A 19,021-nucleotide genomic window follows, 5' to 3' on the forward strand; every position below is an offset into this window, starting at 1 on the left:
GCAGGAATGACTGCTTTGCGCCCATTGCGGTCATTTGGTTGGCTCCAATGGTTCCCCAAAAGCAGCCATGCTTGTCAACCATCAAAATCTTCACAACATCAGAGCTTCGTATGAAAACTGACGACGCCTAAGGACGGCAATTAATTGACTGTGGAGAGATTGCCGCCTCACAATTCCTAGAATGTTCGGCCCTCAAACGAGACCTAGTACATGGCCTGCTCGTGCGGGCAGACGGGCTCGTCGCGCCAATTGCCCAGGCGCACGCGGAAACGTTCGCCGATGCGAAGACGCAGCCATTCGGCGTGCTGCCGCTCGGCCGGACCGTCGTAATAGATGTGGGCGTGATAGCTGGCGATTTCCGAAAGCGGCCTCGGACCGGCTTTTTCGTTCACTTCGATGTTCCCCTTCGATGATCCCCGGGGAACTCTACATCAAGCACCGACACTCGGAAGAGGCCGCGTAGCCCCGAAAACTGCAGCGGCGGGGGGTGCCTGCACGAGCTACCCCCCTGTTGCCGCGGCGCCGTTACTGGCCGCAATGGTGGCCATTCACCGATGGTGGCGCCTTCGGTGGCCTGCCGCTGGCATTGGGCGTTTCCGGGTTTGCCCCCTGCGGGCCTGCGGGGCAATTTTGATCGGCATTCGAATTCATATAATCCGAGCTCGTCCCAACGATGCCAATGCTGGAGGTGGTGCTTGGATCGACGAGCACCCGTCTTGCATGGTGCCTTGGCTGGTGGGTCCCGGAAGTTGCCCCGGTGTTTGCGTTATAAGCGCCGGCATCCTGGGCCAGCGCCGCCGTCGCAAGGCCGATGGTGAGGGCCGAGGCTGCGAGGATTTTTGTAAGCATGGGAGATACTCCATCTTCGTTTTTCGGCTTTTGCCGGATCGTGTCCGACATGGGCAGAACCCATCGGTCCGATCGACGTTCCGTTGAGAGTCGACACCTTTTTGTGAAATCTTGTCGTCAATCGTTCACAAACGCTCCGGCGCCGCCGCAAGGTGCCGGGGCATGTCATTAGCCGACTCAGCAGCCTGTGAAGCCGATAGGACGAGCCGCGCCGCGCCGCCGCATGATCGAGTTCCCCAGCCTGCCTCCGATTACGGACAGTCGGCTTGCGGCCCCAAAGTGGTCCCAGCCGCGCGACAACTTGAGCATCCTGACTTCTGAAAGTCGTCGCTCCTCGGCACCAAGCCTCCTATCCATTGCCCCATTCTCGCCGGCACGTTCGCCAACTGCGGACCAAGTTCTTCCGCGATCGTCAGGTGCGTGATGACGGCGTGGCTGGCCACGATTCTGAGGCCATTTGCGCCATCCCCAAATCCTCACGGACGAACGCGGATGATCGTCTTTCCCTTGCGGCGCTCGGTCGGGTTGAAGGCGGCGACGGCATCGTCGAGGCTCGAGACGTTGCCGATGTTCGTCCGCAGCCGTCCGTCCCGCACCCGCTGGACGATTTCGCTGAGCTGGGCACGATCGGACTCGACAACGAAGTCGACCGCCAGGCCGTCGGCGGGCCGCGCCTCGGCCGGCCCGACGACGGACACCAGCGTTCCTCCGGCCCGAACCATGCCTGCGGATCGCTTGCCGACGTCGCCGCCGATGACGTCGAACACCAGATCGACTTTGCCGGCGTCTTCCAGGATGTCGTTGTCGAGGTCGATGAACTCCTTCGCGCCGAAGTCGAGCACCGCCTGACGGTCGGCGGCGCGTCCGGTGCCGATGACGTAGGCGCCGGCCTCCCGTGCGAGTTGCGTCACCATCGACCCGACGGCGCCGGCCGCGCCGTGGGCGAGGACGCTCTGCCCGGCCCGGAGGCGGCCGTGCTCGAACAGCCCCTGCCAGGCGGTCAGGCCCGAGATCGGCAGGCTCGCGCCCACCGTGAAGTCGACGTCGCCCGGCAGCGGCGCGAGGTTGCGTGCCTCGATGGCGATATACTGCGCCAGGGTGCCGTCGCGATACCAGTCGGCGAGGCCGAACACCCGCTGTCCCACCGACAATCCCGTCGTGCCATAGCCGAGGGCGGTGACCACGCCGGCCAGTTCGTGCCCGGGAATCGACGGTGTTCGGTCACGATCGCGGCGATCGGTCCAGGTCGAGGGCCACGTCAGCTCGGTCGGGACGAACCCCGAAGCATGAACCTGAACCACGACATCGTTTATCGCTGCCTGCGGCTCGGGCCGCTCCACCAGCGTCATCCCGGCCGTTCCCGCCGCCTGGTCCGTCACCACGATAGCCTTCATGATAGTTTCCTCCTCGGTCATTTGTCTCTTTGGTGGAGAGGCTTCCGACCACTCCCCGGATTTGGGCGGCACGTTCGCCAGCAGGGGTCCCGAGGCCTTCGGCAATCGTCAGATGCGCGACGGCGCGTGCAATCCAGAACTGGTCGCCGCTTTATGCAGCAGCCATGATTTCGGCATAGGTGCCGAAATCGACATTGCCGCCGGACAGCACCACGGCGACGCATTTGCCCGCGAGTTCGATCCCGCCCGAAGACAGCGCAGCCAGTCCGACACAGCCGCCCGGTTCGACCACCAGCTTGAGGTGGGCCATGGCGTCGCGCATCGCCTGCGCGGTCGCCGTGTCGGAAACGGCAATGGCGCCGGCGAGGTTCCTGCGGTTGATCTCGAAAGTGATGGCGCCCGGCTCGGCGGTCAGGATCGCGTCGCAGATCGAGCTGTAGCCCGGTTCGTTCGAAACCCGGGCGCCGGCGGCAAGCGAGCGGCGCGTGTCGTCGAAATGCTCCGGCTCCACCGCCCAGACCGCGGTGCCGGGCGAGGCGTCCTTGACCGCGACGGAGATGCCGCTGGTCAGACCGCCGCCGCCGCAGGGGACAATGACCGCGTCGAGGCTGACGCCGAGCGTCCTGGCCTGCCTCATGAGTTCAAGGCCAATCGTGCCCTGCCCGGCGATGATGGCCGGATCGTCGAAGGGCGGCACCAGCACCATGCCCTTGTCCAGATAGGGGCGAACCACGGTCATGCGGTCGTCGCGGAAGCGGTCGAACGGCACCACCTCGGCGCCCATCCTGCGGACATTGCCGATCTTCATCGCCGGTGCGTCCGCCGGCATGGCGATGACCGCCTTCACCCCGAACATGGCGGCGGAAGCGGCGACCCCTTGCGCATGATTGCCCGAGGAAAAGGCGACGACGCCACGGCTGCGTTCTTCTTCACTCAGCGAAGACAGCTTGTTGTAGGCGCCGCGGAACTTGAACGAGCCGGTGCGCTGCAGCGTCTCGGGCTTGAACAGGATACGGCCGCCAAAGCGCTTGTTCAGCTCCTGCGATTCGATCAGGGGGGTTTCGACAATCAGGCCCGAAAGCCGGGCAGCGGCGGCGCGGATGTCGGCGATGCCGGGAAGGATGGGGGCGGTCATGCGAGTCCAGCAAAGAGGAATGGTGTCTCTATGATGCCCGCAAAGGCACGTGGCGCGCCATTGAAAAAATGTGACCCTTACAAAGTTGGCGAGTCATGAACGGCGCCGAGACCGGCAATTGAGTGTTCCTAACCCAGCAGCGTCCTTTGCCTCTTGGTGCCGCCCAGCTTGCGCCAATTGTTGAAGCGATGGGTGGCGGCGGCAAACGAGATCTTCATCTGCTGTGAGACCGAATAGCGCGACTTGCCCTCGTCGAACATGCGGTAGCAGCATTCGACGCCTTCCTCGGTCAGCTTGCCATCCGGAGCCTTGTTGTGCGGATTGGCGGGGTCGAACTTCTCGACCTCCTGCTCGACCAGGCCCTTCAGCCTCTGCAGGTCCGCCTCGATGCTGGCGATAAGATCGAGGACGGGCTTCGGATCGAAATGCTGTGCGGGATGTTTTGTCGTCATCTGCTGGATCCTCATTCTTGTCTTAGGTTCAGCTATATAGGTGAATCTTTGCCGATAATAAAGGGCCACCCACGCTCGAGCGCTTCAACAATTCTTGACCTCGCGGCCAAGCATGCGATTGACCCGGGCCACTTCCAACCCTAGTTTAGAACAATTCTAAACTAGGGTGATTTCCTCATGCTTTCCCGTGTTTTCGGCTTCGGCCGCCGACCCTTCGAGTCGCTCTCCGAACAGGAGATCCTGGCGCTGGCCATTTCGTCCGAGGAGGACGATGGCCGCATCTACCGGGCCTATGCCGACGGGCTGGCGGAGCGGTTTCCGCAATCGGCGAAAGTGTTCGAGGAGATGGCCAAGGAAGAGGACGGCCATCGCGACTCGCTGATCGAGCTTCATCGCAAGCGCTTTGGCGAGCGCATCCCGTTGATCCGGCGCGAGCATGTGAAGGGGTACTATGAGCGCAAGCCCGACTGGCTGGTAAGGCCGCTCGGCATCGAGCATGTGCGCAGCCAGGCCGAGGCGATGGAACGGCAGGCCTATCTGTTCTATGTCGAGGCGGCGAAGCGCACCACCGATGCCTCGACGCGGAAATTGCTCGACCACCTGGCCTTGGCGGAGCAAGGCCATGAAACGCTGGCGCAGCGCCTCGAACAGAAGCATGTCCCCGGCGAGATGAAGGACGAGGAGGCTGCCGCCGAGCAGCGCCAGTTCATCCTTACCTATGTGCAGCCGGGCCTGGCCGGATTGATGGATGGCTCGGTCTCGACACTGGCCCCGATCTTCGCCGCCGCCTTCGCCACGCATGACACCTGGCAGACCTTTCTGGTCGGTCTTGCCGCCTCGATCGGCGCCGGCATTTCGATGGGCTTCACCGAAGTGGCGTCCGATGACGGCAAGCTATCGGGCCGGGGCTCTCCGATAAAGCGCGGCATCACCACCGGCGTCATGACGGCGGCGGGCGGCCTTGGCCATGCGCTGCCCTATCTCATCCCGCATTTCTGGACGGCAACCGCCGTTGCCGCCGTGGTGGTGTTCTTTGAGTTGTGGGCGATCGCCTTCGTCCAGAACCGCTACATGCAGACCCCCTTCCTGCGCGCCGCCTTCCAGGTGGTGCTGGGCGGCGCGCTGGTGTTCGCGGCCGGCGTGCTGATCGGGAATGCATAGATAAGCGGAGGTCGGCGCTGCCCCTCATCCGCCTCCAGGCAGGTGGGGGGCGGCGCCAATATCAACCAAATAGCCTCACCCATTCACCGCCCGGCTGTCCGCCGGTGCCTCGTCCCGCTCCGTCAGCCCATAATCGCGAATGACATGCGCGATGCGCAGACGATAGCCGGCAAAGATGCCGCCACGGCCGGCCTGCTGCGCCTGCCGGTGCTCCTCGGTGTTGCGCCAGGCCTTCACCGCCTCCTCGTCGCGCCAGAATGATAGCGACAGGATGCGGCTCGGGTCGGCCAGGCTCTGGAAGCGTTCGATCGACATGAAACCGTCAATGCCGTCGAGCAGAGGGCGCAAATTGGCGGCGATGGCGAGATAGGCATCGCGTTTGCCCGCCGCCGGTTCGACCTCGAAGATGACGGCGATCATGCTTTCACCAATGGCGCGTGGGGCCCGGAGACGTGTTTCAGGAACATGCGGTCCTCCTTGAGGATGAAGCGTTCACGGCGGGCGAACTCATAGTTTGCCTTGCCGGCGGGATCGGCGGCAAGCCGGGCGCGATAGGCTTCGTAGGCCGCCTGGCTGTCGATATTGTAGACGCCATAGGCCGTCGTGGCCGAACCCTCATGCGGGGCATAGTAGCCGATCAGGTCGGCGCCGCAGCGCGGAATGGCCTGGCCCCAGTTGCGGGCATATTCCTCGAAGGCAGCCTTGCCGAAAGGGTCGATCTCGTAGCGGATGAAGCAGGTGATGGTCATGGTCGGCTCCCTGGGTTTTTGCATCAATGGGTTCTTGCATCAATGGTTCGAGCGCGGTCGAAACGTCGTGCGCATCGATGTGCTAGGCATTTCCTGTCAGGAGCCGTCGTTGCGGCTCCTTGAGCTGAAGCCAGAATAGTGGTTACCTCACTGGGATGCTTCGACAAGGATCAAACTATGCGTGAAGGACCCGACATTGCCCGTATCGCCAGCCTGGTCGGCGATCCGGCCCGCGCCAACATGCTCTCCGCACTGATGGGCGGTACGGCATTGACGGCGACCGAGCTGGCGCTGGAAGCCGGCGTGTCGCTGCCGACCGCCAGCTCGCATCTGTCGAAATTGATGGAAGGCGGATTGCTGACCTTGGCCAGCCAGGGCCGGCATCGCTACTACGGCCTTGCCGGGCCGCAGGTGGCGGGCATGATCGAAGCCATCACCGGCGTCGCCGAAGCCGTTGGCCCCAGGCGCGTGCGGCCGGGCCCGCGTGACGCGGCGATGCGCGTCGCGCGCGTCTGTTACGACCACCTCGCCGGCGAGCAGGCGGTCGCGATGCTGGATCGGTTTGTCGACAAAAGAATTCTGATGCGAGACGATAACGAGATCAGGCTGTCGCCCTCCGCCGCATCACATTTCGCAGCCATCGGCATTGATGTCGGCGCCAAGCCGCGCCGTCCGGTCTGCCGCGCCTGCCTCGACTGGAGCGTGCGGCGCTCACACCTCGCCGGCATGCTGGGCGCCGCCATCCTCGACAAGATCCTTGCCGAGAAATGGGTACGGCGGGAGAAGGACAGCCGTGCGGTCATTTTCTCGCCGCCGGGCAAGGCGGCATTCGAGAGGGTGTTTTTGAGCTGAGCCGGCTATCCCCGCTTCAACGCCTTTCCCTTCTTGAAAAAATCCACCCAGGGATCAGTTTCCGCCAGCTGCTTCAGCGTTGTCTTGTCGCCGATCGGGAAGGCGTTGGGCGCCAGCCCGGCCTCGATCTCGGCCCAGGTCACCGGCATCGACACGGTGGCGCCCTTCTTGGCGCGCGAGGAATAGGGGGCGACGGTGGTCGCGCCGCTGCCATTGCGCAGATAGTCGACGAAGATCTTGCCGGTGCGCGCTTTCTTCGACAACGTCGCGGTGTAGCGGTCCGGCGCTCCCTGTTCCAGCGCGCGGGCGAAATCATGGGCGAAGCTCTTGACCTCGGCCCAATCCGCCGACGGTTTCAGCGGCACGACGACATGAAAGCCCTTGCCGCCCGACGTCTTGACGAAATTGGGCAGCGACAGCTCGTCGAGCTTGCCCCTTATGTCGAGGGCGGCCGCGCGCACCGCCTCGACGCCAACGCCCTCGTCCGGGTCAAGATCGAAGACGATCTGGTCCGGCCTTGCAAGATCATCGATGGTGCAGCCCCAGATGTGGATTTCGACCACGCCGAGCTGGACCAGTGCCGCAATGCCGTCGAAGTCGCGGATGAACAGGATTTCCTCGCCGTCGGTCGGATCGTTCGTCTTCGCGATCTTCTCGTGCATGCCGGGTGACGCATGCTTCTGAAAGAAGCGCTGGCCGTGCACGCCATCCGGCGCCCTGACAAGGCTGAGCGGGCGGTCGACCACGAACTGCTTCATGCGCGGCCATACCAGCGCATAGTGATCGAGCAGGGCCTGCTTCGATATCTTTTCGTCGGGCCATAAAAGCTTGTCGGGATGGGAGAGCTTCACGGTGGTTCTAGCGGCTCCGGCAGCCTTGGCGGCGCTTGATGCCGGCTTGGCCTTGGCCGCGCTCTTGGCTGTCGGTGCTGCCTTCGGCTTTTCCTGCACGACTTCCTCCGCCGGCTTGTCCTCGCGCAATCCCTGGAACGAGGCATGGCGTATTATACGGTCGGAGGTCCAGCTGCGGAACTCCACTTCGCCGACAAGCTCCGGCTTGACCCAGACCAGGCCCTTGCCCTTCGGCACGGCCGCATTGAACGGTGAAGCCGTGGCTTTTAGCGCGTCGAGTTTCTTCTTCAGCTCATTGGCGCCCTTGGTGGAGAAGCCGGTGCCGACGCGACCGGCATAGTGCAGTTTGCCACCCTCGTAATAGCCGACCAGCAGCGAGCGCAGCCCGCGCCCGGTCTTGTCCGACGGCAAATAACCGCCGATGACGAATTCCTGCCGTGCCGTGCATTTCGACTTCACCCAGGTCGGGCCGCGCCCGCTGCGGTAGGACGCATCGGCCCGTTTGGAAACGACGCCTTCCAGCCCCATGCGGCAGGCATGCTCCAGCATCACCTTGCCAGGCTCGGCGAAATGGTCGCTGAAGCGGACCGCCGAGTCTTGCGGCTGCCCGGCGAGCAATTCCTGCAGGGCCTGCTTGCGATCGACCAGCGGCTCGCGGCGCAGGTCCTGCCCATTCAGCCACATCAGGTCGAATATATAGTAGATGAAGCGATTTGTCCGTTTTGCCGACAGATCCTGCTGCAGCAGCGCGAAGGAAGAGACGCCGCTGTCGGCCAGCACGACGATCTCGCCGTCGATGATGGCGTCGCTGCATTTCAGGCCGGCGAGCTCGGCGACGATGGCGTTGCCGAATTTTTTCGTCCAGTCGAGGCCGGTGCGGGTCAGCAGCCGCACATCGGTGCCGGCGATCTGCGCCTGCATGCGATAGCCGTCGAACTTCACCTCGTGCAGCCAGTCCTCGCCGGACGGCGCATCCCGCTCCAGCGTCGCCAATTGCGGCTCGATGAAGTCCAGGTGCTTCGCGTGTCCGACCTTCGCCGTGCCGGCGGCCGGCTTGTTCGAATGCCAGACCTTCGGTTTCTCACCCCTGGCGGCCTTGCCTTCGCCGACCTCCTCGATCGTCAGGCCGGACTTCACCGATCTGGGCTCGTCCTTCAGTATATCCTCGCCCGGCCGCGCTGCCGCATCACCCGACTTGATCAGCAGCCAATTGTCGCGCTTCTCGCCGGGGCGCGGTCTCAGCCGCACCAGATGCCAGCGGCCGTGAAGCTTATGGCCATTGAGTTCGAAATCGATATGCCCCTTCTTCATCGCCTTGGCCGGGTCGCCGTCGGGTGTCCACGTGCCTTCGTCCCAGACGATGACCGAGCCGCCGCCATATTCGCCCTTCGGAATGGTGCCTTCGAACGCCGCGTAGTCGATAGGATGATCCTCGACATGCACGGCCAGCCGTTTCTCATGCGGGTCGAGGCTTGGCCCGCGCGTCACCGCCCAGCTCCACAGCACGCCCGCATGTTCCAGGCGAAGGTCGTAGTGCAGCCTGGTCGCGGCATGCTTGTGGATGACGAAGATGCCGCCGGCCTCGCCCTTCTTGCGGACCACCTTGCCGGCCGGCTCCGCGGTCTTCTTGAAATCGCGTTTGGCATGATATTGTTCGAGGCTAGCCATCTGTTCGCATCCTCACGCCGACTTGCGCTTGGTCGCGGCTTCTTTCGGCTTGCCGCGCTTGGTCTTCGCCGCGGTCTTTGCGCGGCCGGTGCCGGAACCGCCTTCGGACGAAAGGCTCTTCTTCAGCGCATCGAACAGGTTGACCACATTGGAGGGCTTGGGCGGCGCCTTGGCCTTCGGCGCCTTGCGGCCAGCCTTCTTGGCGCGAATGAGTTCGAGCAGCGCGTCCTCGTATTTATCCTCGAACTTCGAAGGATCGAACTTCGCCTTCTTCTTGTCGATGATGAGCTCGGCCAGATCGGTCATTTCCTGATCCGTCTTCACCGCCTCGATGTCGCCGAAGACGGTGTCAGGCTGGCGCACGGTGTTGTCGTAGCGCAACGTCGTCAGCAACATACCCTTGCCGAGCGGCTCGATGACCACGGGACGTTCACGCCGATAGAGCACGATGCGGGCCAGCCCCGCCATCTTCTTGCCGGCCATGGCGTCGCGGATGACGGCGAAGGCTTCCTGTGAGACTTTGTCGGCCGGTGTGACGTAGTAGGGGGTATCCAGGTAGATCTGCTCGATGGAGGATTTGTCGACGAAACCGTCGAGCCCCATCGTATGCGACGACTCGATCTGTACGGCCTCGATCTCGTCTTCCTCGATATGGATGAACTCGCCATTGTCGTCTTCGTAACCCTTGATCTCGTCATCGTCCCCAAGCGGCTTGCCGGTTTCGGCGTCGACATAGATCCGCTTCACCGTGTTGCCGGTCTGGCGGTTGAGAATGCGAAACGAGACTTTCTCGGCATGAGTGACGACATTGGTCAGTTCGATGGCGCAGGTGACCAGCGAAAGCTTCAGGTAGCCTCTCCAGGCCGGACGCGGCGCCATGACGATTCCTGTTAAGAAAGACGATTTCCGATAAAAGATGAGGTGCAACGGACAACGTCGCAACCGGTTCCAATCCGGTCGGGCCAAGGCCGGCGCGACTGCCTCCGGTCTTGGCCCTCAGCCCCTTATTCGGCGGCCTGCAGGTTGATCTTGCTTTCCGCCATTTCGGTCAGCTTGCGATCCGTCGCCTGCTCTTCCTTGAGGTTCCTGGCCAGCAGATCGGCGCAGTCACTGCGGCCAAGCTGCTTGGCCCAGGCGATCAGCGTGCCGTAGCGGGTCATCTCGTAGTGCTCCACCGCCTGCGCCGAAGCGATCAGGGCAGCGTCCAGCACCTCCTTGTCGTCGATATCGCCGCTTACCTCGTCGGCCTCCTCGAGGATGCCGTCAATGGCCGGGCAGTTGACCGTCTTTGCCTTGACGCCACGCAGTTCGAACACCTCCTCGACGCGTTCGACGTGGCCCCTTGTCTGCTCGAGATGTTTTTCGAAGCCGGCCTTCAGCTGCGCGTCGGTGGCTTTGTCGATCATCTTCGGCAACGCCTTCTCGATCTGTTTTTCGGCATAATAGATGTCGCGCAGAGTATGCACGAACAGGTCGTCCAGCGTTTTGATGTCCTTCGAAAAGAAGCCCATGGTTTCAGCCTTTCCATTGCTCTTGCTGTTTCGGGATTGTTGGCCTGCCTTTGGCAGCGAGCCGGCATGCCGGCCCAAGGCTCAACGTCCGGTGCATGGGCCGGTTCCGGTCCCCATTGGCAGGAGGCAAATGAAATTTCCGGCGGCCGTCTGGAAGTTGAAACAGAACCGCGCGCAGGCGACATTCAAACGAAACATATGTGATGCAAAAGTCACACCGACGAAAATGGCGACAAAAGGCGCCGAAACACCCCGAATCGGCCGCATTCCGGCCACGAAGCAACGGGTTTTCGACCAGAAATTAACATCACGTTCACCGACTATTCACGCCTCGATGCTATCATTCCCGCAAATCGGAAAGGACATCCGAAAACGGGACAGGGACAGGTAAAATGAACTTCCTCACGCACCTCATCGGCTATGCCGCCGCCATCCGCGAATTCGTTGCGCCGACCTATCGGCCCGAGCGCTATTACATGCGCGGCCCCGGGCCGGCTTGCGCCCGCCGCGGCACGTCGCTGGGCGCGCACTGACCATGACGTTCGAGAGCCGCCACAACAGCCGCATCTGCAGGCCGGGTGCCGACTCCCGCGCCACGACCTACCGCGCCGAGCGCCCGATTTTCGCCGACAGGCGGCGTGCGGCATCGCCACGTCTTTGATGCCGCCTCCGGCTGGCTTGGTGTCGCAGGACACGAGCAGCCGAGGCCTGCGTGAGCGACCTTCCCTGGTCAAGCCGTAACAAGTCAAGCCGTCCCAAGCCAGGCCATCCACCTGAATCCTTCGATGCAAGCCGGCTAACGGCATGGCTCGCTGGGTTTCGAGATAGAAGGTCGGCCCGGATTTCACACCCGCTCGCCGGGACGATCACGGGCTACCGCGGCTGGCTTGTGCTGGCGGGTTCGCAAGCCTCCAGCACGATCGCCCCGCCCGCCGCCTTACCAAGTTCCCTGCAGCCCTGAGGGGTGCACAGCGTCCACCCATCGCCAGTCGCCCCGGAGGCGGCTAGAACGACGCGGCGCTGCGTACCGATCCTGGGCGCGTAGACCCACCAGCCGCCGCGAAGCACCGCGCCCTCGGGTGGCTCCATGCCGGCGCCCGAGCCCTCGATGCGCGCCTCGACGACTTGCAGGCCGGAAGGCGTCACCCTCCAGTCTTCCTCCCAGCGCGTCCGTTCGACCGAATGCGTCCACGACAGGGTGAAGGCGGTGGCAGCCAGCGCCACTGTCTTGCCGGCGGCCAGGATGCAGAGGCTCACGGGATCGTCGGCCCGGGAGCGCCGGACACGGTGCGGGTGCGGTACCAGTGCGCGCCGACCACCAGCAGCGACAGGACGAAGCCGGCCTCGTCGGTCAACGGCACCGCCGCCACCAGCAGGAAGGCGGCGGCGGCGGCCGCGAACCGTTCCCATACGGTCAGCCGCGTGCGCAGGAAGCCGATCACGGCCGCCCCCCACAGGCCGATCGCCAGCACGGCCTTGACGACGATATAGGCGACCGCGGGCCAATACCCGACCGCCGCCGACAGTGGGCCGCCGTCCTGCAGCATGAGAGCCGGCGTGTAGACGGCCATGAACGGCACGACAAAACCGGCGGCGGCGACCTTTATTGCCTCGAAGGCGATTTTCAATCCGCTTTCCCGGGCGATCGGCGCGGCGGCGAAACAGGCAAGCGCCACCGGCGGCGTCAGATCCGCCAGGATGCCGAAATAGAACACGAACATGTGGCCGACCAGCAGCGGCACGCCAAGCTGGAGCAGCGCCGGCCCTGCAATCGAGGCCGTGATGATGTAGTTTGGAATGGTCGGAATGCCCATACCCAGCACGACGCAGGTCACCATCGTCAGGACAAGCGACAGGAACAGACTGGACTGGCCGATGGAGACGATGAAGGCACCGAAGGTCGTCGCGACGCCGGTCAGCGTCATGGTGCCGACAATGACGCCGACCACGGCGCAGGCAATGCCGACCGGCAGCGCCGTGCGGGCGCCTTCGGCCAGCGAATCCCGGCAGGCGATCAGCGTGTCGCGCCCGCCCGAGACGAAGAGGTTTGCCACGATCAGCACGGCGGCGGCGACGAGAATGGCGTTGATGCCCACCTTGAAGAAGCTGGCGGCGACGAGGCCCAGACCGATCCAGAAGACGGCGCGCAGGATGGGCGAGGGCAGTCCGAGCGCCACCGAGCCGCCGAGGATCAGCAGCACCGTCATGGCGAGTCCGATCGTGCCGGCATAGAGCGGCGTGTAGCCCGAGAACAGCAGGTAGATAAGGACTGCAAGTGGCAGGATCAGGTACCAGCCCCGGCGGAAGGCCGCCAGCGGCGAAGGCAATTCGGCCCGGGACAGGCCAAGCAGATTGTGTTTCCCGGCTTCGAGATGCACCATCCAGAAGGCCGAGGCGAAATAGAGCAAGGCGGGAATGATCGCCGCCCTGACGATTTCGGAATATTCGACGCCGAGCGTCTCGGCCATGATGAAGGCGACGGCGCCCATCACCGGTGGCATGATCTGTCCGCCCATCGAGGCCGTGGCCTCGACGCCGCCCGCAAAGGCGGCACGGTAGCCGAAGCGCTTCATCAGCGGAATGGTGAACTGGCCCGTGGTGACCACATTGGCGACGCCGGATCCCGAGATCGTGCCCATGAGCCCTGATGCGATCACCGCCACCTTGGCCGCGCCGCCGCGTGCATGGCCGACGAAACCCAGCGAGACGTCCGTGAACAGCTTGATCATGCCGGCGCGTTCCAGGAACGAGCCGAACAGGATGAACAGGAAAATGTAGGTGGCCGAAACGTAGATCGGGATGCCATAGATGCCTTCCGTGCCATAGGCCATCTGGTCGACGACTTGCGAAAAGTCGTAGCCGCGATGGTTCAGCGGCGACGGCAGATGCTGGCCGAACAGCGCATAGAGAAGAAAACACCCGGAAATGACCGGCAGGGCCGGCCCCATCATCGCGTAGGCAGCCGCGAAGACGGTGACCAGTGCGACGACGCCGAAGATCAGGTCGGCCGTGTTCAGGTCGCCGGCGCGCAGGATCAGCGGCTGGTATTCGAGATACTGGTAGGCGGCGACAGCGACACCGGCCAGGGCCAGCGCCCAGGCGAGCGTCCGTCCGGCGGCGTCCAGCTTGCGCGCGGACGCGACGAGCGGGAAAGCCAGCAGCATCAGGAAGCCGACATGGGAGGCGCGCAGCACCTGGCTCGGGATGCTGAGGATGTGGGCGGCCGTGGCAATCTGGAACAGTGAGAAGATGACCGCGATCCAGAACAGCAGCCGGCCTTCTCGCGATGGCGCGAAACCGCCTCCGGTCGGGTCGTGGAAATCTTCCGCCGTGGCCTGTGTTCTTGTCTCGGTGCCGGCCGCTGTCTGAGCCATGGGACTTGCGCCTTCAATCGGCCGGGAGCCGGCCGCCCGGTCCCCGGCCATAGCCCTTGTCACATCATGCCCTTTTCCTTGTAGTAGCGCGCGGCGCCCGGATGCAGCGGGATGGGCAGCCCCTTGATCGCGTCCTCGAGCTTGATCGACTTGGCGGCATTGTGCGCGGCAACCATCTGGTCGAGGTGTTCGAACATCTGCTTGGTCATCTGATAGGCTTCGTCATCCGACACGTCGGACCGGGTCACCAGGATGTTCGTGATGGCCAGCGTCGGAATGGCCTCCTTCTGGCCCTGGTAGGTGCCGGCGGGAATGGTCGCCGCCTGGAACGGCGCGCCCAGCTTCTGGGCGACCTCGGCCGGAACCGCCACCACGGTGATCGGCAGCGATGAAGCAAGGTCCTTGATCGACGCGACGCCGAGCCCCGCCGACTGCAGCGTGGCGTCGAGCTGGCGGTTCTTGATCAGTTCGACCGATTCGCCGAACGGCAGGTATTCGGTCCTCGACAGATCGCTGTAGCTCATGCCCAGCGCCCCGAAGATGGCGCGCGCGTTGAGTTCGGTCCCGGATTTCGGTGCGCCGACCGACAGGCTCTTGCCCTTCAAGTCGGCGAAGGACTTGATGCCGGACTCCTGGCTGGCGACGATCTGGACGTAGTTCGGGTATATGGCCGCGATCGCGCGCAGCTTTTCGAGCTTCTGTGGGAAGCCGGCATCGGCGTCGCCTTCGGCGGCGGCTTTCACCGAATCGCCGAGCGCGAAGGCGATCTCGCCCTTGCCCTGCTCCAGAAGGTTCAGGTTCTCCACCGAAGCCTTTGTCGCCTGGACCTGGGTACGCACGCCCGGAATGGTCTTGCCGTAGATTTCCGAAAGCGCGACGCCGAGCGGATAGTAGACCCCTGAAGTGCCGCCGGTCAGCACGTTGATGAACTCGTCGGCCCTGGCACCGCAGATACCCACGCCCAGCGAAAGGGCCACCATGCCAGCCGCGATGAACTTCGTTCTGAAAAAGAGCACGTGTTTTCCTCCCTGGGATAACGACAACCGCATCACCTCCTCGACGCGGACCGGCCCGAGTTTAGACGGCGGGCCGCAAATGCCAACCCGCAAATGTGCCATTAGACGAACGGCTGAGTGGATCCGGAACGCCTGCCGGCTTGCGCAAGGCGCGACTGCAGCCGAAAGTTTTCCGCAACCTGTCGAAATCGGCCGCCGCAGCGCGACATACGTTCGGCCCGCAACGGAGCGGCCTTCGAAACCACGGGAGAAGACCCATGCGATACATGCTTTTGATCTACAATGACGAAGCCGCTATGGCGAATGCGCCGAAAGAACAGACCCAGCAGACCCTCGCGGCCTACGGTGCCTATACCGAAGCTTTGAAGAAATCCGGCGCGTGGTTGGCTGGCGAACGGCTGCGCCCGACCCAGGCGGCCACTGCGGTGCGGATGGCCGGCGCCAAGACCAACGTGCTCGACGGCCCCTATGCCGACACCAAGGAGCAGCTTGCCGGGTTCTATATGATCGAGGCGGCCGACATCGACACGGCCATCGAATGGGCGGCGCGCTGTCCCGCCGCCAGCACCGGCACGGTCGAGGTACGGCCCATCTGGGAAATGACCGAGTACGTCACCGAGCAATGAGAATGTGATGGACGGTCGTTCTGAGCAGGCTTGGGCGGCGGCCGAAGCAGCCGCCCGGCAGAGCTACGGCAAGCTGGTCGCCTGGCTCGCGGCGCGCTCGCGCGACGTCGCCGGCGCCGAGGACGTGCTGGCCGACGCCTTCGCGGCCGCGCTCGAACGCTGGCCGCGAACCGGTGTGCCCGCGCAGCCGGAAGCCTGGCTGCTTGCCGTGGCGCGGCGGCGCCGCGTCGATGCGGTGCGTCGGCGGCTCACCCGGGAGGCTGGCCGCGAGCATCTCAAGTTGATTGCCGAAGAGATGGAGGCGCGCATGACCGACGAAGACCTGCCCGACGAGCGGTTGCGCCTGATGTTTGCTTGCGCGCATCCGGCGATCGAATCGGGCGTGCGCGCACCGCTGATCCTGCAGACCATCCTCGGTTTCGATGCCGCGACGATCGCTTCGGCGTTTCTCGTCTCACCGGCAACGATGAGCCAACGCCTGGTACGGGCCAAGGCTCGTATCCGCGAAACCGGCATTCCGTTCCGTGTGCCGGAGCGGGCCGAGCTTGGCGAACGGCTGGACGCCGTGCTGGAAGCGATCTACGCGGCATTCGCCGAAGGCTGGTCCGATCCGGCCGGCACCGAGACGCGGCGCCGCAATTTGGCGAGCGAAGGCATCTGGCTTGGTCGCCTGGTGGCCTCGCTTCTGCCTGACGAGCCGGAGGCGCTTGGCCTGCTTGCATTGATGTTGTTCGCCGAGGCGCGCCGGCCCGCGCGACGCGATGCCGCCGGCGATTATGTGCCGCTGACCGAGCAGGATTGCGCGCTGTGGGACGATATCTTGATCGACGAGGCCGAGGCCCTGCTTGGCCATGCCGCGACCAGGGGCGTCATCGGCCGCTATCAGCTCGAGGCAGCGGTGCAGTCGGCCCATACGACGCGACGGCTGAGTGGCCGCATCGACTGGGCCGCGATCAGGCAGCTCTACGATGCGCTGTCGATGATATCAGGTTCGCCCGTCGTGGCGATCAACCGCGCGGTGGCCATCGCCGAGACAGACGGGGCGACGGCAGGGCTGGCCGCGCTTTACGTGCTGGGTGATGACAAGCGCCTCGCCGACTATCAACCCTACTGGGCCGCCCGCGCCGGCCTGCTGGCCAGGCTCGGCAATGTGGTGCATGCAGTCGAAGCCTATGACCGGGCCATCGGCCTCGAACGTGATCCGGCGCTGCGCCGCTTCCTGCAGGCAAAACGGGCTGCGCTTGTTAAAAACTGAGCGCTGAAAGGCGCTGCCGCTCCCGGCGATCTTTCAGCCCGGCCACATCTGGTGCGATGCGTTAAGCTTTTGTACCAGCGGATGCGCACGCAGTTCGCTCCACAGGCGTTCAATGTTCGGCCAGGCTGCGCGCGCCTTGCCTGTGTCGGGATGCCAGGCCACCAGCATCACCAGATAGATGTCGGCCAGCGACATCGCCTCGCCGGCCAGCCAGCCACGGCCGCGCAAGGCGGCGTCGATGACGGCGAAGCCGCGATCCATCTCGGCGACGGCAGCCTGCTTGACGGCTTTGGCGCCGTCGGCATCGGCCGTGTAGCGCGGCGCGTAATAGAAGCGCAACATTGCCGGGTAGAGCACCGACGACATGAAGGCCATCCAGCGCAGGAACTCGGCGCGCGCGGCCGCGTCGATCGCCGGTGCCAGGCCAGCCTCGGGGTGGCGCTCTGCAAGCAGGATGCAGATCGCCGCCGATTCGGTGATCGAGCGGCCGTCCGGCAAGGTCAGCACCGGCACCTGGTTCAGCGGGCTGATCTCCAGGAAAGCCGGATCGGGCCGGTCGGTCTTCGGCACGTCGATCTGCTCGAAGGGTGCGTTCGCCAGCGCCAGCGCCGCCTCGATGACAAAGCCGCCGCTGCCGGGACGCGTGTAGAGCTTGTACATGAGATACTCCCCCGGCCCGAACAGACGGGCCGTTGGCGATATGAACCGGAAGCAGGGCTCTGCTCAAGCTGGTGGCAGGCGCCACGAGAGGATTTTTTAGCGGGCCAGTTTCATGATGCGGAAGGTTGGCGGGACAGCGCCCACCTCTGTCCTGCCGGACATCTCCCCCACTAGGGGGAGATCAGATATCACGACGGCTTTCGCCAATCACCAGCGTCGAAAAAAAGCGCCTTCAGTGAAACTGCTGATCTCCCCCCTCGAGGGGGGAGATGCCCGGTAGGGCAGAGGGGGCGCGAAGGAACTCGACTGACGGGGTTCTGATCCCGGCGTACGGAACCCTAAGCCCCCAGCCCCTCAAACAGGATCGTCGACAAATAGCGCTCGGCGAAGTCGGGGATGACCACGACAAGGGTCTTGCCCTTGTTCTCCGGCCGCGAGCCGATGACGATTGCCGCCTGCAGGGCCGCGCCCGACGAAATGCCGACCGGCACGCCCTCGAGGCGGGCGACGAGGCGCGCATTGGCGACGGAATCCTCGTTGGAAACCTTGACGATCTCGTCATAGATCGTGGTGTCGAGGATCTTTGGCGCGAAGCCGGCGCCGATGCCCTGGATCTTGTGCGGGCCTGGCTGGCCGCCAGACAGCACCGGCGAGGCTTCCGGCTCGACGGCGACGACATGCAGTGAGGGCTTGCGCTTCTTCAGGACCTGGCCGACGCCGGTGATGGTGCCGCCAGTGCCGATGCCGGCAACGAAGATGTCGATCTCGCCCTGCGTGTCGTTCCAGATTTCCTCCGCTGTCGTCTTGCGGTGGATTTCCGGATTGGCGGGGTTTTCGAACTGCTGCGGGATGACGGCATTGGGGATGGTCGCGGCCAGCTCGTCGGCCTTGGCGATGGCGCCCTTCATGCCTTTCGGTCCTTCGGTCAGCACCAGCTCCGCGCCAAGCAAAGCCAGCATCTTGCGGCGCTCGACCGACATCGTCTCGGGCATGGTCAGGATCAGCTTGTACCCCTTGGCGGCGGCGGCGAAGGCGAGCGCGATGCCGGTGTTGCCCGAGGTCGGTTCGATCAGCGTCGTCTTGCCGGGCGAGATCTTGCCGGCCGCTTCCAGCGCCTCGATCATCGCCACGCCGATGCGGTCCTTGACCGAGGCGATCGGATTGAAGAATTCGAGCTTGGCGACGAGATTGGCAACGATGCCCTTCTCCTTGGCGAACTTGTCGAGCCGTACCAGGGGCGTGTCGCCGATCGTGTCGGTGATGGAGCCGTAGATGCGGCCGCGGCCGGGGACGCGGGCGGAGGTGACGGGCTTGTTCATTGGTTTCGCTCCCAGGATTTCAGGCGATTGGCATCAGCCGGCAAGATAGAGCCTTCGATCGCGCAAGATAGACCGTCGGCCGAAAATATCCGAGTAGGGCTTGTGTCTAAAACGCTTCCGCCTTGGAAAAGCGTTTCGGGGCGACGCCC

The 19,021-nt window shown here is 64.2% G+C and carries 19 protein-coding genes and 1 pseudogene; 5 read left to right on the forward strand and 15 right to left on the reverse strand.

The features are described from left to right. Window positions 1-206 precede the first annotated feature (206 nt). The 5 genes and pseudogenes from FJ934_RS16200 to FJ934_RS16220 all read right to left on the reverse strand — a co-directional run. Window positions 207-392, reverse strand: a pseudogene (locus FJ934_RS16200) (DOPA 4,5-dioxygenase family protein); the annotation flags it as partial. A 133-nt stretch (window positions 393-525) separates the two neighbouring features. Further along, window positions 526-900 carry a hypothetical protein gene (locus FJ934_RS16205; RefSeq protein ID WP_246671526.1) on the reverse strand — a complete coding sequence of 125 codons (375 nt, stop codon included), beginning with the start codon at window positions 898-900 and terminating at the stop codon, window positions 526-528. Window positions 901-1,325: 425 nt separating this feature from the next. Then, the gene (locus tag FJ934_RS16210; RefSeq protein WP_140610599.1) at window positions 1,326-2,243 is read right to left on the reverse strand and encodes an NADP-dependent oxidoreductase; all 918 of its coding nucleotides are present in this window, start codon (window positions 2,241-2,243) and stop codon (window positions 1,326-1,328) included. A gap of 151 nt (window positions 2,244-2,394) precedes the next feature. Then, window positions 2,395-3,378 carry a threonine/serine dehydratase gene (locus FJ934_RS16215; RefSeq protein ID WP_140610600.1) on the reverse strand — a complete coding sequence of 328 codons (984 nt, stop codon included), beginning with the start codon at window positions 3,376-3,378 and terminating at the stop codon, window positions 2,395-2,397. Between the two features lie 128 nt (window positions 3,379-3,506). Then, entirely contained in the window at window positions 3,507-3,830 is a 324-nt protein-coding gene (locus FJ934_RS16220) for a hypothetical protein (RefSeq protein WP_140610601.1), read from the reverse strand. Window positions 3,831-4,007: 177 nt separating this feature from the next. Between FJ934_RS16220 and mbfA the strand changes: the two genes are divergently transcribed. Continuing rightward, entirely contained in the window at window positions 4,008-4,991 is a 984-nt protein-coding gene (gene mbfA / locus FJ934_RS16225) for an iron exporter MbfA (RefSeq protein WP_140610602.1), read from the forward strand. A 75-nt stretch (window positions 4,992-5,066) separates the two neighbouring features. Here mbfA and FJ934_RS16230 read toward each other — a convergent pair whose 3' ends face one another. Together FJ934_RS16230 and FJ934_RS16235 are read right to left on the reverse strand one after the other, a co-directional pair. Then, window positions 5,067-5,411 (reverse strand): antibiotic biosynthesis monooxygenase, encoded by a 345-nt coding sequence (locus FJ934_RS16230; protein ID WP_140610603.1) that lies wholly within the window; start codon window positions 5,409-5,411, stop codon window positions 5,067-5,069. Further along, the gene (locus FJ934_RS16235) at window positions 5,408-5,740 is read right to left on the reverse strand and encodes an NIPSNAP family protein (protein ID WP_140610604.1); all 333 of its coding nucleotides are present in this window, start codon (window positions 5,738-5,740) and stop codon (window positions 5,408-5,410) included. The genes FJ934_RS16230 and FJ934_RS16235 overlap by 4 nt, the downstream gene beginning before the upstream one ends. A gap of 177 nt (window positions 5,741-5,917) precedes the next feature. Between FJ934_RS16235 and FJ934_RS16240 the strand changes: the two genes are divergently transcribed. After that, window positions 5,918-6,592, forward strand: coding sequence for a winged helix-turn-helix domain-containing protein (locus tag FJ934_RS16240; RefSeq protein ID WP_140610605.1), 675 nt, complete (start codon window positions 5,918-5,920; stop codon window positions 6,590-6,592). Between the two features lie 5 nt (window positions 6,593-6,597). On the opposite strand, the gene ligD is transcribed toward FJ934_RS16240, so the two are convergent. The 3 genes from ligD to FJ934_RS16255 form a co-directional block, all read right to left on the reverse strand. Continuing rightward, entirely contained in the window at window positions 6,598-9,111 is a 2,514-nt protein-coding gene (ligD, locus tag FJ934_RS16245; RefSeq protein ID WP_140610606.1) for a DNA ligase D, read from the reverse strand. Between the two features lie 12 nt (window positions 9,112-9,123). Further along, window positions 9,124-9,990, reverse strand: coding sequence for a Ku protein (locus FJ934_RS16250; RefSeq protein WP_140610607.1), 867 nt, complete (start codon window positions 9,988-9,990; stop codon window positions 9,124-9,126). 125 nt (window positions 9,991-10,115) lie between these two features. Then, window positions 10,116-10,622 carry a ferritin-like domain-containing protein gene (locus FJ934_RS16255; protein ID WP_140610608.1) on the reverse strand — a complete coding sequence of 169 codons (507 nt, stop codon included), beginning with the start codon at window positions 10,620-10,622 and terminating at the stop codon, window positions 10,116-10,118. 392 nt (window positions 10,623-11,014) lie between these two features. On the opposite strand from FJ934_RS16255, the gene FJ934_RS16260 reads away from it, so the two are divergent. Then, window positions 11,015-11,155 carry a hypothetical protein gene (locus FJ934_RS16260; RefSeq protein ID WP_013892047.1) on the forward strand — a complete coding sequence of 47 codons (141 nt, stop codon included), beginning with the start codon at window positions 11,015-11,017 and terminating at the stop codon, window positions 11,153-11,155. Window positions 11,156-11,495: 340 nt separating this feature from the next. On the opposite strand, the gene FJ934_RS16265 is transcribed toward FJ934_RS16260, so the two are convergent. The 3 genes from FJ934_RS16265 to FJ934_RS16275 are packed head-to-tail and all read right to left on the reverse strand — an operon-like array spanning window position 11,496 to window position 15,012. After that, on the reverse strand, window positions 11,496-11,879 hold the full coding sequence (locus FJ934_RS16265) for a DUF1850 domain-containing protein (RefSeq protein WP_140610609.1): 384 nt from the start codon (window positions 11,877-11,879) through the stop codon (window positions 11,496-11,498). Next, window positions 11,876-13,996, reverse strand: coding sequence for a TRAP transporter permease (locus FJ934_RS16270; RefSeq protein WP_140610610.1), 2,121 nt, complete (start codon window positions 13,994-13,996; stop codon window positions 11,876-11,878). The genes FJ934_RS16265 and FJ934_RS16270 overlap by 4 nt, the downstream gene beginning before the upstream one ends. Window positions 13,997-14,055: 59 nt before the next feature. Then, complete coding sequence (locus FJ934_RS16275; RefSeq protein ID WP_246671527.1) at window positions 14,056-15,012, reverse strand: TAXI family TRAP transporter solute-binding subunit; 957 nt, start codon at window positions 15,010-15,012, stop codon at window positions 14,056-14,058. Between the two features lie 257 nt (window positions 15,013-15,269). Here FJ934_RS16275 and FJ934_RS16280 point away from each other — a divergent pair, with 257 nt between their 5' ends. Both FJ934_RS16280 and FJ934_RS16285 read left to right on the forward strand, forming a co-directional pair. Further along, window positions 15,270-15,638: a YciI family protein gene (locus FJ934_RS16280; protein WP_140610612.1), complete on the forward strand. Its 369-nt coding sequence runs from the start codon at window positions 15,270-15,272 to the stop codon at window positions 15,636-15,638. A 7-nt stretch (window positions 15,639-15,645) separates the two neighbouring features. After that, window positions 15,646-16,893: an RNA polymerase sigma factor gene (locus FJ934_RS16285; protein ID WP_140610613.1), complete on the forward strand. Its 1,248-nt coding sequence runs from the start codon at window positions 15,646-15,648 to the stop codon at window positions 16,891-16,893. Between the two features lie 33 nt (window positions 16,894-16,926). On the opposite strand, the gene FJ934_RS16290 is transcribed toward FJ934_RS16285, so the two are convergent. Beyond that, entirely contained in the window at window positions 16,927-17,553 is a 627-nt protein-coding gene (locus FJ934_RS16290; protein ID WP_140610614.1) for a glutathione S-transferase family protein, read from the reverse strand. Between the two features lie 338 nt (window positions 17,554-17,891). After that, window positions 17,892-18,872: a cysteine synthase A gene (cysK, locus tag FJ934_RS16300; RefSeq protein WP_140610615.1), complete on the reverse strand. Its 981-nt coding sequence runs from the start codon at window positions 18,870-18,872 to the stop codon at window positions 17,892-17,894. Window positions 18,873-19,021 lie beyond the last annotated feature (149 nt).

Origin of the sequence: Mesorhizobium sp. B2-4-12 (assembly GCF_006441575.1) — a bacterium.
Taxonomy (GTDB): domain Bacteria; phylum Pseudomonadota; class Alphaproteobacteria; order Rhizobiales; family Rhizobiaceae; genus Mesorhizobium.